This is a genomic window from Micromonospora sp. NPDC005161 (assembly GCF_053599855.1).
This window is the reverse complement of the sequence record NZ_JBSFYQ010000029.1, coordinates 40,919-54,967: the sequence shown is the minus strand read 5'-3', so window position 1 is coordinate 54,967 and position 14,049 is coordinate 40,919. Positions and strand designations below refer to the sequence as shown.

Sequence of the window (14,049 nt, the reverse complement as noted above, 5' to 3'; positions counted from 1 at the left end):
ACGACTGGGCGGGATAAGATCCGGCACGGTGTCGGGGCGGTAGCTCAGCCGGTTAGAGCAGGGGACTCATAATCCCTCGGTCGCGGGTTCGAGTCCCGCCCGCCCCACTCCATGACGTGATCTCGCTGCCTACTTGCGCTTCTGCGGTTCGCGTGACCGGAGGGCGCGTCCAGTAGGCGGCGGTGCGCGAACCACAGGGACGGCCGCATGCTGCGGTAGGCCGCCGCTCGGTGGATACGGGCCCGGCGAGGTTCCGCGCTCTGTCTGCGTGTTACTTGCGGCTATCCGGCGCGGGCCGACGCGGCGGTATTTGCTGGCTGCGACGACGCGTTCGGGCGTGCCGGCTCAGGCTGATGGCGGGTCGGCAATGATGCGCGCGAGAGTGCGTCGGCCCATCCGACTCATGGTGGCGTTGGTCTGGTGGTAGTACCAAACCACCCCCATCGCCTGCTGGAAGGCCCACGCTTTGCCGCGCTCCCATTCGAGATCGTCGCAGCCGAGTTGCTGCCGAAGCGCCTGACGTGGCCCGCTTTCCAGCAGGTGCCAGGCACTTACGAGGTCAAGGGCAGGGTCGGCCGGCCCCAGTCCGCCCACGTCGAGAACCCCGGCCAGCCGCCCGTCGGAGACGAGGACGTTTCCCGGAATGAGATCACCATGGTTCATCCTGTCCGGGGCCTCGCCCCGCGGCAGTTCCCGCATGACCTCCCAGATCCGGCGGAGCAGCGGGACGTCCAGCAGCGTCTCGCTGTGCCCGAAGCAGGTTTCCATCCACCCGTCGTGCGCTGGTAGCTCGCCACCGCGACCCTGGCCTGTGAACGTGCGTCCCCGTGCGTCGATGGCTCGCACGCCACTGACGAACTCGGCCAGATCGAGCGCGAACGCGAACGAGTCACCTGGGTCCTGGTCGGTGGCTACGACACCGGGTACCCACGTCTGTACCGACCATGGAAGCGGGTAGCCGACGCCGGGTTCACCGATGGCGACCGGCTCGGGGGTGGGAAATCGCGTACGACCCACCAGTTCTCGGGCCGCTTCCGCTTCGCATTCCAGCCAGCGCCGCGCCGCCTCGACCTCACGAGGCTGAAGGGGGAACCGGGCCGTGAACCGTTCCCCGATACGGAAGATGGCATTGACCGTTCCCTGCGAAGCGACGCGCCCGACAGGCAGGCTCCGCCACTCGGGGAACTGCGCGTCCACCAGCTCACGCACCATCTCGAGCGAAACGGCGAGCTGGTCATCGTGCATAGGTGCATCCGGCGACAGGGGTGGGCGGTGGGTACAGGCTGGCAAGTCAACCATCCTTGGTCAGGCGTTCTGGGCAGCGACCGTGGTTCGAGTGTGGCCGGTGGCGGGGGTCGACGTCAGGTAGCGGGCAAGAGCTGTCACGGCGAGGAGCGTCAACACCGTGCATACACCCAGCCACCCGAAGTGGGCGTAGGCGCGGGCCCCCAGCCAGGAGCCGAGGCTGCCGCCGAGGTAGGCGCAGGTCATGTAGGCGGTGTTGAGTCTGCTCCGGGCTTCGGGCCCCAGGGCGTAGATGCGTACCTGGTTGGCGACCATGCCGGACTGCATTCCGACGTCGAGCAGCAACGTGCCGAGCGCCAGTGCCGCGAGGCCCCCCGCCCCGCCGAGACTGGCGAACGCGAGGACGGCGGCCGAGGCGATGATCCCGAGCAGGCAGGCCAGGTTCACCGCGTCGCTGCCCCGCCGGTCCACCTGCCGTCCGGCGACCGGGGTGCACAGCATTGTCGCCGCATTGACCAGTGCGAGCATCCCGACCGCCGGTGCGCCCAGGCCGTACGTCGGACCGGTCAGCAGCAGCGCGACGGCGGTCCAGACCGCCGAGAAACCGGCGAAGATCGTCGCCTGGTAGAAGCAGGAGCGGCGCAGGTCGGCCTCGGTGCGCAGCAGGCGCAGCGGCTCGGCCAGCAGCGCCGGATATCGGTGCCCGGACGGCGGTTGTGTTGTCGGCAGCACGCGGGCCATGACCACCGCGATGAGCAGCACGGATGCCGCCGCCGTCAGGTAGGGGGCCCGCCATCCCCACCAGTCGCCGATGGTGCCCGCGACGGTGCGGGACAGCAGCATGCCACCGATCGAGCCGCTCAGCAGCGTGCCACTGACCATGCCGCGCTGCTCTTCGGCAACGAGGCCGGCTGCCATGGGGCCGATGATCGGCGCGACCACGGTCGTGACCCCGACGAGGGCGCTCGCGCCGACGAGCGGCGGCAGCGCCGGCGCGGCGCACGCGGCGAGCAGCCCCAGCCCGCTGAGGCCGAGCAGGGTGACGATCAGCGGGCGGTGCGGGAGCCGGTCGCCGAGCGGCACCAGCAGGAAGATCCCGGCGGCATAGCCGAGCTGCACCGCGGTCACCACCAGCGCGGCCGAGTCAGCGCTGACGTGCAGGCTGGCGGCGACCAGCGGGCTGATCGTCTGGGGGAAGTAGATGTTTCCGACGGCGACCCCGCAGGTGAGGGCGAGGAGCACCAGCAGCCTGCGACTCATTTGCGAACCGCCTGTCCGAAAGCGTCGATCACGTCAGTCCACCGGCCCGCCGGCGACGTAGATGACCTGGCCGGAGACGAACCCGGCTTCGGGGCTGACCAGGTACGACGCGGTGTGCGCGATGTCCTCGGGCTGGCCGACCCGGCGCACCGGGATGGTCTGCGCCACGATCCGCTGGTGCTCCTCGAAGCTGCGGCCACGCCGCTGGGCCGCGACCCTGGTCATGTCACTGACGACGAAGCCCGGCCCGATGGCGTTCGCCGTCACGCCATGCTGCCCGAGCCGCAGCGCGAGCGACTTGGTGAAGCCGATCAGACCGGCCTTCGCGGCGGCGTAGTCGACCCGGCCGGAATCGCCGAGCGCGGAGATGCTCGACATGTTGACGATCCGTCCCCAGCCGGCGGCGATCATGTAGGGGGTCACGGCCCGAGTGAGGAAGAACGCCCCGCGCAGGCTGACCCCGACGACCGCGTCCCACTGCTGGGTGCTCGTCTCCTCGACGCCGGCGTTGGGGCCGCCGATGCCGGCGTTGTTGATCAGCACCGTCGGTGATCCCAACTCAGCGGCGATCCGGGCGACAGTGGCGGCCACGGCCGCCTCGTCGTTGACGTCGGCGGCGAACGCCGCGGCTGTTCCGCCTTCGCGGGTGATGGCGTCCACGGTGTCGGCGCAGTCTTCCTGGCTCAGGTCGACCACGGCGACCGCGAGGCCGTCGCGCGCCAGACGCTTGGCCACCCCGGCGCCGATGCCGCGTGCCGCACCCGTGACGATCGCCGTACGCTGCCGATCGGCCTGCTGGCCGGGGATGTTGATCTGGTGTGTCATGGCTGAAAGTCCACGGCACCCGGCGTCGGCTGCCAACCGATGTAGCGTATAGCTTAATGATCAGCTTTCTGCTCGGCGTCGAAGACCTCGTCGACACCCGCTTCACAATCTCACCGATCCATCAGGCCGTGCTCAGCCTGCGGGTGCTACGCGAGCCCGGCCTGTACGCGCTGCACCTACCCTGGCGCAGATCGGTACTCGGTAGGCTCGATGCGCCCGACGCCAACCTGCTGACGTCCTTGGTTGGGCCAGACCGTGGCCTTCCCGACTTCCTGACGCCCCGGCCGACCGAGTTCGCCGCGACCTTCGAAGAAGAGTTGGCCGCAGTGCGCCGGACACCTCCGGACGTCGTACGCCGCGATGTGCTCGCCGTGTACCCCCGTGGTCGGCTGCCGTCCGTTCTGCGGGAGATCACCGCAAACGACGATGAGCCGGTGCTCGCGCTTCGCGACACCATCTGCGACCACCTGCACCGCTACTGGGAGGCAGCGATCAAGCCGACCTGGCCGCAGATGCGACTCGTCCTGGAAGCAGACATGACCTATCGCGCCAGACAACTGGCCGTAGGAGGCGCGCGCCTGCTCTTCGCAGACATGCACCCGAACCTGCGCTGGCACGACGGGGTCCTGCACATCGACAAGATGATCGGCAGGCACCGCGTCGCGGTATCGGGTCGTGGACTGCTGCTGGTGCCGTGCATCTTCTCGTACAAACCCTCCCCACCGGTCAGTCCGGACGAGCCGCCAATGCTGGCATACCCCTGCCGAGGAGTAGCAACGCTCTGGGCGCCGGCACCGACCGCCGACGCGACTGCCCTCGCCTCGCTCCTCGGCGCATCCAGGGCACGACTGCTCCACCTTCTTGCCGAGCCGCTACCGACGGTGGAGATCGCTCGACGGCTCGCCGTGACACCCAGCGCCGTGTCGCAACACCTGCAAGTCCTCCACGCGACCGGTCTGGTCACTCGCGCACGCGACGGACGGCATGTGCTGTATCGGCGCACCCCTCTTGGCGATCAATTGGCTGGCTGGTCGGCGGCGCGGTGATCCTAGGGTCAAGGCGCCACCCCTGATGTGATCATGTCCACCAGTCACGTGAGACCACTTGCCTACGCACCGGAGAAATCGCCACAACAGGTCCCTGAGCCCGCCTGCTGCGCGAAGGTGATCTACTGGCCGGCGTGGGCAGCTCGTACCTGGACTACCGCGGATCTGGTTTCTGGGTCCGCGACTTTCAGGCGGAAGTGTGGCTGTACCTCCTGGCGCAGGAGGCCAAGAAAATCCCCGCAGCTCCCGTATGGCTCGTTGACGCCCAAGACGACTGGGAGACGCAGGCCACAGCCGGCTTCATGGGATGCGTGTCGTCCTACCTGGACGATCATCTCGGAACGCAGCCCGATCGCGCCGCGCTTGTGCTCGACCTGTCTGAGCGCGTCCTCCGGCGACTGCACGCCTGGTCTCCGGCCATCCCGAAGGATCTCGTGAACTCCTTTGGCGCCGGGGGTGAGCAGGAGTCGTTCACCTCGGACCTGCCTACCGGCCCGCTGCTGGCATGCGGCCACGCCTTCATCAGCCTGCTTCGTGGAGAGTTTCCACTCGGTCACGACGGGTGGGCACGTTGAGATCCGTTGGGTAGCCGGACGCGGGCTATCAAGACAGATGTCCGTCCGCTTCCTCACCGTGTGCAGTCGGAATCCAGTCCGCAAAGGTCGAGGGGCGGCGGGGGAGTGATGTGAGATGCTCCTGCCGGCGTTCGACCCGCCTTCACGCGGCCGGTCTGCGTCGGAACTGCCGGCGGTACTCCGACGGTGTGACGCCTGTGGTGGACACGAACAGCGTTCGGAACGTCGCGGCGTCGGCGTACCCGACCTGGGCGGTGATCTCGTGGATGCTGCGCTCCGACGTCTCCAGCAGCCGTTTCGCGGCGCTCACGCGGGCGGCCTGCAGGTAGGCCAACGGCGAGCTGCCGGTCGCGGACGCGAAGCGGCGCAGCAGCGTGCGAGTGCTCACGTGGAAGGCGGCCGCGAGAGCCGGGAGGTCGTACCGGTCGGCGAGATGCGCGCGTAACCACGCGCACGATCAGCGCCGTCGACTGCACGTCGATGAGCGGGTAACGCCGTGCGAGTTCCGGCGCGAACAGCCAGGACGTGGTCGCGGCGTGACCATTGAGCAGGCCCGCCTCGGCGAGCACGAACGTGCCACCGCACACAGCCGACAGTTGTGTGTCCACCAGGCCACGCAGGTAGTAGGTGGCGATCCGGCCACTCGTGGTGCGTGGCTGGATCATGAAGAGTCAGGCCATGACGATCACACCGATCTTCTCGCGCGTCCCCGACACGCGCCTCAGCGCCGCGGCGACCGATCTGCTCATCGCGTCATCTCCGGCCACGCTGGTGAACCACTGCTTGCGTACGTACCATTTCGGGCTCGCGATGGCCGACCGCGACGGCCTCGACCCGGACCTCGAGTTGCTGTTCATCGGTGCCGCTCTGCACGACCTCGGGCTCACCGAACGCTACGACGGGCCGGCGCCGTTCGAGGAGATCGGCGCGGACGCCGCCGCCGAATTCCTGCTGTCGCAGGGCGTCGACGCGACGCGCGCCGACCTGGTGGCCGAGCGATCCGCCTGCACGTGCGCGCGCAGACCGCGACGGATCCACGGCCCGAGGTCGCACTCCTGAGCATCGGCGCGGCAGTCGACGTGTTCGGACTTCGCCTGGACCTGATCCCCCCGGACATCACCCGGCGAATCATCGAGGAACATCCACGGCTCGGCTTCGCCGCCGCGATCACCGCGATCGTGGCCGGCCAGCCGGCCCGCAAGCCCGACAGCGCACTGGCCCGACTCGACCGCGCAGGCGGCGCCCAACTGCTCGCGGCAGCCCTGTTCTCCGACTGACAGTCGTGGCCTGCTCGGGCTGCCGATCCCCCGGGCCGGCCCCGTCGAGGACAAAACCCCTGCTCAGGCAGCGGAAACCGTTGTCGGCGGCCGCCTTTCCATCGAAGGATCTTTACTTTCGTCAGATCGGTACATAGATTGATGTCATCAGTCGAAAGTTCTGAGTCTTCCGAGCAAAGTCGCGACGACTCATGAGCTCGCGGGGCCGTCCCTCCTGTCTCGACGGTCGCCGCACCCTGCCCTGTCGCGGCTGTGCCCGGTCGAGAACGGAGTCCCATGGACGACCATCCCGTCGGCTTCCCCCGCCACCTGTCCCGCAGATCCCTGATGACCACCGGAGTGCTGGCCGCCGGAGCGGTCGGCGTGACCGCGTCCACGGTCGGCGTCCCCTTCAGCGGTAGTCCGGCCCAGGCCGTCGCCGGCGTCACCAAGAAGGTCACCATCTACGCCGAGCAGTTGCCCGGCGGGCTGTTCGGCTACGGCCTGGCACCCGGCCAGGCCACCGTGCCCGGGCCGGTGCTGGAGATCTACGAGGGTGACACGCTGGAGATCACCCTGGTCAACACCACCAGTCAGCGGCTGTCCATCCACCCGCACGGGGTGGACTACAGCACCGACTCGGATGGCAGCCCGCTCAACGCCTCGTTCAACAATCCCGGCGAGACCCGGACGTACGTGTGGCGTTCGCGGGAGATGTTCCTCGCGTCCGGCCGGCGGTTCATGCCGGGCAGCGCCGGCTACTGGCACTACCACGATCACGCCATGGGCACCGACCACGGCACCGCCGGGGTGGCCAAGGGGCTGTACGGCGCGCTGATCGTGCGGCGCCGCGGCGACATCCTGCCGGAGAAGCAGTTCACGGTCGTGTTCAACGACATGATGATCAACAACCGGATGGCGCCGGACACCCCGATGTTCGAGGCGAACCTGGGCCAGCGGGTGGAGTGGCTCGCAATCGGGCACGGCGGGACCTTCCATACCTTCCACCTGCACGCGCACCGCTGGGCGGACAACCGCACCGGGATGCTCGAGGGCCCGGCCGACCCCAGCCTCGTGATCGACAACAAGGACCTCAACCCGGGCAGCTCGTTCGGGTTCCAGGTGCTGGCCGGGGAGGGCGTCGGGCCCGGCGCGTGGATGTACCACTGCCACGTGCAGTCCCACTCCGACGGCGGCATGGCCGGGATCTTCCTGGTGCGCAACGCGGACGGCAGCATGCCGCCGGGCGCCGAGGAGGCCATCCACAGATTTCAGGGCCACACCCACACGCACGGCAGCTGAGTGAATCGAGAGTGGGGATGGGGATGACACGAAAACTACGACGAACCCTGGCCGCTGCGGCGGTCATCGCGACGCTGTTGCCGGGCACGGCGGCAGCGGCAGCCGCACCGAAGGAAGCACCCGCGTCCAAGGCGGCGCAGGAGAACAAGACAGCGGTCCTCGTCTTCCACGGGCCGGTGGCCGAGCAGCAGGACCCGGTTTCGCGCGCCGCGGAGGCGATCAGAGATCTTGGCGCCGGTCATGACATCGATGTCACGACCACCACGGACCCCGCCGTCTTCACCACGGCCGGGCTGTCCGCGTACCGCAGCGTGGTTTTTCTCTCCGCGACCGGCGCCGCGCTCAACCGTGACCAGGAAGCGGCGCTGCAGAGCTACATGAAGGCCGGCGGCGGGTTCGTCGGCATCGCCGACGCGGCCCGCGCGCAGGTCGACTCCGCCTGGTTCACCGGTCTGATCGGCACCCGCCCGGCGGGCGCCATCCCGGTGGCCGAGCCGGTGGCCCGGGTGACCGCCAGCGGCGAGAACCCGCCGAACGAGACGAAGGAGAAGCTGACCGACGGCGACTCCGGCACCAAGTGGCTCGTCCGCACCCCGACGGCATGGGTGGCGTACGAGTTGAGCGCCGCCAAGCGGATCACCGGGTACGCGCTGACGTCGGCGAACGACTCTTCCGGCCGCGACCCGAAGGACTGGACCCTGCAGGGCTCGGCGGACGGCCAGAGCTGGTCCGACCTGGACCGACGCACTGGCCAGACCTTCCCGGAGCGGTTCCAGACCCGGCGGTTCGACATCGCCACCCCGCAGGAGTTCAAGCACTTCCGGCTGAACATCACCGCGAACAGCGGTGAACCGCTGACCCAGCTCGCCGACCTGCGCCTGTTCACCGGCAGCACAGCTCCACCGGAGCCACCGGCGGTGAACCGGGCGGTCGTCAACATCCTGGACCGCAACCACCCGGCGACGGCGTCGCTGCCGATAACGCTCACCCGGTCGGACCGGTGGGAGAACTGGGACCCGAACCCGATCGGCACGGTGCACACCGTCGCCCAGGTCGAGGAGCGCCACTACAACGCCGGACCGGGCGCCAACGGGCCGTTCCACCCGGTGTCCTGGTGCCGGGACTACGACGGCGGTCGGTCGTTCTACACCGGCATGGGCCACACCGAGGGCAGCTACGGCGAGGCGGCGTTCCGCACGCACCTGACCGGGGCACTCAAGTGGACCACCGGCCTGGAGCGCGGTGACTGCCAGGCGACGATCGCCGCGAACTACAAGGTCGAGCGGCTCACCGCGACCAACCAGACCGGGCAACTGGACCAGATCGGCGAGCCGCACGGGCTCACCATCGCGCCGGACGGCACGGTCTTCTACGTCGGCAAGGCGGCCTGCCCGAGCGGCCCCGTCGCGGACTGGAACAACCCGAACGTCGGCCTGGGCTGCGGCACCATCCACTCGTGGGACCCGCGCACCAAGCAGGCCAAACTGCTCACGACCCTCGAGGTGATGGGTAACCGGGGCAGCGGCTCCGAGCTGGTGAAGAACGAGGAGGGTCTGCTCGGCATCGTGCCCGACCCCACGTTCGCCGAGAACGGCTGGCTCTACGTCTACTGGATGCCGCACGAGTCGGTCGACCGGGTCAAGCGGGTCGGGCAGCGGACCATCTCCCGGTTCACCTACGACCGCGAGACCCAGACCATCGACCAGGCCACCCGCAAGGACCTGCTGCAGTTCCCGGTGCAGATCCACAGCTGCTGCCACGCCGGTGGCGGCATGGCCTTCGACGCCAAGGGCAACCTGTACGTCGGGTCCGGCGACAACAACTCCTCCGAGGGCTCGCAGGGCTACTCCGGCAACAACTGGACCCAGGAGTACCAGGGGATCTCGTTCCAGGACGCCCGCCGCACCTCGGGCAACACCAACGACCTCGCCGGCAAGATCATCCGGATCCACCCGGAGGCGGACGGCACGTACACCATCCCGGAGGGCAACCTGTTCCCACCGGGCACCGAGAAGACCCGACCGGAGATCTACGTGATGGGCGTGCGGAACATCGCCCGCCTCCAGGTCGACCCAAAGCACCAGTGGCTGACCGCCGGCTGGGTGGGGCCCGACGCCTCGTCGCCCAGCCCGACGTTGGGCCCGGCCAAGTACGAGACCGCGACCATCATCACCTCGGCCGGCAACCATGGCTGGCCGTACTGCATGGGCAACCGGCAGCCGTACCGGGACCGCAGCAGCACCGACGCGACCGTGCTGACCGGCTGGTACGACTGCGACAACCTGAAGAACGAGTCGCCGCGTAACACCGGCCTGGTGGACATCCCGCCGGCCCGGGACAACATGATCTGGTACTCCCCGGACGGCGGCGGTCCGGTGTTCCCGAAGCGCACCGACGGCAGCGGGCTCCCGACCTACGTCGCCGCCGACGCCACCTACACCCAGCCGTACCTGCGCGGCGGTGGTCAGGCCATCATGTCCGGTCCGACCTACCACCGCGATCTGGTCGACACGACCAGCGGTGTGGCGTGGCCGGCGCACTGGGACGGCAAGTGGCTCATCGGTGACCAGTCGAACCCGAACAACCGCGTCGCGGTCACCGTCGACCCGGCTGGCGTACCCACCGCGGCCCCGCCGGTGTTCGCCGAGTCGCTGCGGGCCATCATCCCGGGCGGTAACGGCGACGCCCGACTGCAGAGCTGGATGGACGCCAAGTTCGGCCCGGACGGCGCGCTCTACCTGCTGGACTACGGAGGCGGCTTCTTCAGCCTGCACCCCAACCAGAAGCTCATCCGGATCACCTACACCGGTGGCGCACCCACCCCGGCGCCGGCCGCCAGCTCGGTCGCCGTCCAGAACAAGCCGCTGACCATGGCCTTCAACGGATCTCGTTCCGGCGGGGTCAGCCACCGGTGGGAGTTCGGCGACGGCGCCACGTCGACCGAGGCGAACCCTCGGCACACGTACGCCCGGGTCGGCACCTACACGGCGAAGCTGACCGTCAAATACGCCGACGGTGAGACGGCGACGGTGCAGACCACGGTCACGGTGGGCTGCGCGGTGCCCGACGGCCGGGCCACGGTGTGGCTCGGCGACACGGACACGAAGGTGCCCAGCCGTACGGTCGGGCAGGGCTGCACCATCAACGACCTGATCGACGACGAGAGCACCTGGGCCGACCACAACAGCTTCGTCCGGCACGTGACCGCGGTGACCCGCACGCTGCAGGGCGACGACCTGCTCACCGCCCGCGAATCCGGCACGCTGACCCGCCTGGCTGCCGCGTCCGAGATCGGCCGGGACGGGCACACCGGGTACGAGCCGCTCTTCGACGGCACCGCCGAGTCGCTGCTCGGCTGGCAGCAGGCGCCGTCCGGATCGTTCGGCATCCAGCCGGACGGCTCGCTGCGGTCCAGCGGTGGCCTGGGCATGCTCTGGCACACCAGGGAACTCGCCGACTTCTCGCTGAAGGTGCAGTTCCGCGACATCGCACCCGGTACCGGCCGGGCGAACACCGGCGTCTTCACCCGGTTCCCGGACCCGCGGATCCCGCTGGAGCAACGCCCACCGGGCAGCTGCGGCACCGTCGGATCGGCCCGAACCTCGCAGGCGTGGGTGGCGATCTACTGCGGCCACGAGATCCAGATCTACGACGGTGAGACCGGCGAGCCGCAGAAGACCGGCTCGGTCTACAACTTCGATCTGGTGCCGCTCGCCCAGGCCGGCGTCACCCCGAAGGACCAGTGGAACGACTACGAGATCCGCGTGGTCGGGCAGCACTACACGATGATCCGCAACGGTGTGGTGATCAACGAGTTCGACAACACGCCGGGCAAGCAGTCCTCCCGCGCGGGTGACCCGCCGACCGATCTGCGGCAGTTCCTCAGCGGCTTCATCGGGCTCCAGAACCACGGCGACAACGATCTGATCGAGTTCCGCAACATCCGCGTGCGCGAGCTCTAGGAGAATCCATGATCCGACGACTGACGGCCGCGTTGGCGGCGCTCCTGCTCACGGTGACCCCGTTGGCCGGTGCGCCCGCCTCCGCCGCCCCGCGCGTCGCGGAACAGGTGCTGACCTGGACCGCCGACGACGACATCACCCGCTACAAGTCCGCGCCCACCCAGGCGGTGGCCGGAGCGACCACGATCATCTGGGAGAACAGCGCGGCCACCGGCAACACCACCGGGATGCCGCACACGCTGACCTTCGACACCACCACCGACGGCTACAACCACGACGTCACGCTCAACATCCTGGCCAACCCGTTCGACGTGAACGACGGGCGGCACCAGGCGACGGTGACCCTGACCCCGGGCAGGTACCGCTACTTCTGCTCCATCCCCGGCCACAGCCAGATGGTCGGCGAGCTGGTGGTCACCGACGGCGGCGGAGGCGGCGACACCACGCCGCCGGCAGTCTCCGCCACCGTGGCCGGCGACCGCGACCAGGACGGCAACTACATCAGTACGGCCACGGTGACCGTCACGGCCACCGACGCCGCATCGGGCGTGGAAACCGTCGAGTACCAGGTCGATGACACGAGCTTCCTGCCGTACACGCAGCCCGTGCCGGTCACCGCCGTTGGCGACCACTCGGTGCAGTTCCGCGCCACCGACCAGGCGGGCAACACGAGCGAGGTCGGCTCGGTGTCGTTCCGGATCGTCGAGCCGAGCGATGAGGACACCACCCCACCGGTGGTGACGGCCGACCTGGCCGGCGATCGGGACGACGACGGCAACTACATCGGTACGGCCACCGCCACGCTGGCCGCCACCGACGCGGATTCGGGTGTCGCCTCGATCGAGTACTCGTTGGACGGGGCCGCCTTCACCGCGTACTCCCAACCGATCGTGGTCAACGAGGCCGGCATGCACATGCTGCACTACCGGGCGACCGACGTGGCCGGGAACACGTCGGCCGAGCAGATGGCCCACTTCACCGTCATCGAGCCGCAGGCCGAGGACACCACGCCGCCCACGGTGTCCGCCACGGTCGCCGGTGAGCAGAACGACGACGGCGCGTACGTGGGCGGTGCGACCGTGACCATCACGGCGACCGACGACGACTCAGGTGTCGCCTCGATCGAGTACGCGGTCGACACCGCCGCCTGGACCGCGTACGCCGGACCGGTCTCCGTCCGTGCCACCGGGGCGCACACCCTGCGCTACCGGGCGACGGACGTCGCCGGGAACGCCTCCGCGGAGCAGTCGACCACGTTCACGGTGGTGGCGGACGGCACCGACGCCTGCCCCGACTCGGACACCCGGGCCAGAGTGATCATCGACGGCGACGACACCGGCGTCGCCAACGTCGACACCGGCGACGGCTGCACCATCAACGACCTGATCGACGAAGACGCCGTCTACGACGGGCACGCCGCTTTCGTCCGGCACGTCGAAGCGGTCACCGCGACCCTGGTGGCCGGCGACACTCTCACCCTGCGGCAGCAGGGCGCCATCGTCCGGGCCGCAGCCCGATCGGACGTCGGCGCATGAGTCACCGAACCTCATCGACAGGGAGTACAGCGATGCCCAGACGTACCGTCGCCAAGCTGGCCACCGTGAGCGCCGTCATCACCGCCTCGGTGCTGGCGGTGGCGCCCAGCGCGCACGCCGACCTGGTCACCCACTGCATCGGCACCGGTGGTGCGGTGACGGTGCCCAACGACCTGTACGTGCCGGCCGGCGAGTCCTGCGCGCTCACCGGCACCACGATCACCGGAAACGTCACCGTCGCCGCCGGCGGCAACCTGGTCGTCACCGGTGGCAACGTCAGCGGCGAGGTACGCGTCGCCGCGGACGGATACCTGGACGCCACCGACACGACGATCGCCGGCCAGGTGGTGCTGGCCGCCGGCGGTTACGGCGCCTTCCTGAGGGACGCCCGGACCGGCAACGTGACGGTGCGGCCGAAGGGGGCCGCGACCATCGACAGCTTCCTGTTCGTCGAGCAGTCCACAATCGTCGGTACCGTCAACGCCGGCGCCGGTGAGGTCCGGCTCGACCGCGGCACCCAGGTGGAACGCAACCTCACCACCACCGGCACGTACTACACCGATGTGCACGACTCGTTCGTCGACGGCACGCTGTCCGTGCTGAACAGCGCCACCGGCAGCGTCGTGTGCGGCAGCGCGGTCCGCGGCCTGGCGACCTTCGCGGGCAACCTGGGCGCCGTGCAGCTCGGCCCGAACGGCACCCTCGACAGTTGCGCCTCCGGGGGCTACTGGGGCCGGGACGTCAGCGTCACGAACACCACCGGCGGCGTCACCGTCGACGACAACATCATCGACGGCAGGTTGACCCTGACGTCCAACAACCCGGTTGCCCAGGTGGCCGACAACAACCGGATCCGCGGCGGCGTGACCGGTGACCAGGCGGTTGCCACCACCTCCCGGTCGGCCCGGTCCGCGGCCGCCGCAGACCGAAAGGACGCCGGAGCGCAGCGGGCGGAGGCCCGCCTTACCTCCGCCGAGCAGGAGGCCGCCGCGGCCGGTGCGGCGCGTCTCTAGGTAGTTCCCCGCGCGGGGTCACGGGCTGTC

10 protein-coding genes, 1 tRNA gene and 2 pseudogenes are annotated in these 14,049 nt (G+C 69.3%); 9 read left to right on the top strand and 4 right to left on the bottom strand.

Features of this window, described 5'->3' with window-relative positions; genetic code table 11:
* Positions 1 to 33 precede the first annotated feature (33 nt).
* A tRNA-Ile gene (locus tag ACWD5O_RS24965) sits at positions 34 to 107 on the top strand.
* A 238-nt stretch (positions 108 to 345) separates the two neighbouring features.
* On the opposite strand, the gene ACWD5O_RS24960 is transcribed toward ACWD5O_RS24965, so the two are convergent.
* From ACWD5O_RS24960 to ACWD5O_RS24950, 3 genes are read right to left on the bottom strand one after another with little or no spacing between them, the layout of a single operon-like run.
* Positions 346 to 1,245: an aminoglycoside phosphotransferase family protein gene (locus ACWD5O_RS24960; protein ID WP_450086721.1), complete on the bottom strand. Its 900-nt coding sequence runs from the start codon at positions 1,243 to 1,245 to the stop codon at positions 346 to 348.
* A 60-nt stretch (positions 1,246 to 1,305) separates the two neighbouring features.
* Positions 1,306 to 2,505: an MFS transporter gene (locus tag ACWD5O_RS24955; protein ID WP_354965519.1), complete on the bottom strand. Its 1,200-nt coding sequence runs from the start codon at positions 2,503 to 2,505 to the stop codon at positions 1,306 to 1,308.
* A gap of 33 nt (positions 2,506 to 2,538) precedes the next feature.
* Complete coding sequence (locus tag ACWD5O_RS24950; protein WP_354965518.1) at positions 2,539 to 3,330, bottom strand: SDR family NAD(P)-dependent oxidoreductase; 792 nt, start codon at positions 3,328 to 3,330, stop codon at positions 2,539 to 2,541.
* Between the two features lie 56 nt (positions 3,331 to 3,386).
* Here ACWD5O_RS24950 and ACWD5O_RS24945 point away from each other — a divergent pair, with 56 nt between their 5' ends.
* Positions 3,387 to 4,376 carry an ArsR/SmtB family transcription factor gene (locus ACWD5O_RS24945; protein WP_450086720.1) on the top strand — a complete coding sequence of 330 codons (990 nt, stop codon included), beginning with the start codon at positions 3,387 to 3,389 and terminating at the stop codon, positions 4,374 to 4,376.
* 134 nt (positions 4,377 to 4,510) lie between these two features.
* Complete coding sequence (locus ACWD5O_RS24940) at positions 4,511 to 4,951, top strand: hypothetical protein (protein ID WP_354965516.1); 441 nt, start codon at positions 4,511 to 4,513, stop codon at positions 4,949 to 4,951.
* A 142-nt stretch (positions 4,952 to 5,093) separates the two neighbouring features.
* On the opposite strand, the pseudogene ACWD5O_RS24935 reads toward ACWD5O_RS24940, so the two are convergent.
* Positions 5,094 to 5,345 (bottom strand): annotated as a pseudogene (locus ACWD5O_RS24935) (helix-turn-helix domain-containing protein); the annotation flags it as partial.
* 284 nt (positions 5,346 to 5,629) lie between these two features.
* On the opposite strand from ACWD5O_RS24935, the gene ACWD5O_RS24930 reads away from it, so the two are divergent.
* The 6 genes and pseudogenes from ACWD5O_RS24930 to ACWD5O_RS24905 all read left to right on the top strand — a co-directional run bounded on the left by ACWD5O_RS24930 (position 5,630) and on the right by ACWD5O_RS24905 (position 14,019).
* The gene (locus tag ACWD5O_RS24930; protein ID WP_354965515.1) at positions 5,630 to 6,010 is read left to right on the top strand and encodes an HD domain-containing protein; all 381 of its coding nucleotides are present in this window, start codon (positions 5,630 to 5,632) and stop codon (positions 6,008 to 6,010) included.
* 20 nt (positions 6,011 to 6,030) lie between these two features.
* On the top strand, positions 6,031 to 6,228 hold the full coding sequence (locus ACWD5O_RS24925; protein WP_354965514.1) for a hypothetical protein: 198 nt from the start codon (positions 6,031 to 6,033) through the stop codon (positions 6,226 to 6,228).
* Positions 6,229 to 6,504: 276 nt separating this feature from the next.
* On the top strand, positions 6,505 to 7,509 hold the full coding sequence (locus ACWD5O_RS24920; protein WP_450086719.1) for a multicopper oxidase domain-containing protein: 1,005 nt from the start codon (positions 6,505 to 6,507) through the stop codon (positions 7,507 to 7,509).
* A gap of 23 nt (positions 7,510 to 7,532) precedes the next feature.
* Complete coding sequence (locus tag ACWD5O_RS24915; protein ID WP_450086718.1) at positions 7,533 to 11,471, top strand: ThuA domain-containing protein; 3,939 nt, start codon at positions 7,533 to 7,535, stop codon at positions 11,469 to 11,471.
* Between the two features lie 80 nt (positions 11,472 to 11,551).
* A pseudogene (locus ACWD5O_RS24910) lies at positions 11,552 to 12,739 on the top strand (OmpL47-type beta-barrel domain-containing protein); the annotation flags it as partial.
* 299 nt (positions 12,740 to 13,038) lie between these two features.
* A complete protein-coding gene (locus ACWD5O_RS24905) occupies positions 13,039 to 14,019 on the top strand; it encodes a hypothetical protein (protein WP_450086717.1) in 981 nt (326 codons plus the stop codon).
* Positions 14,020 to 14,049 lie beyond the last annotated feature (30 nt).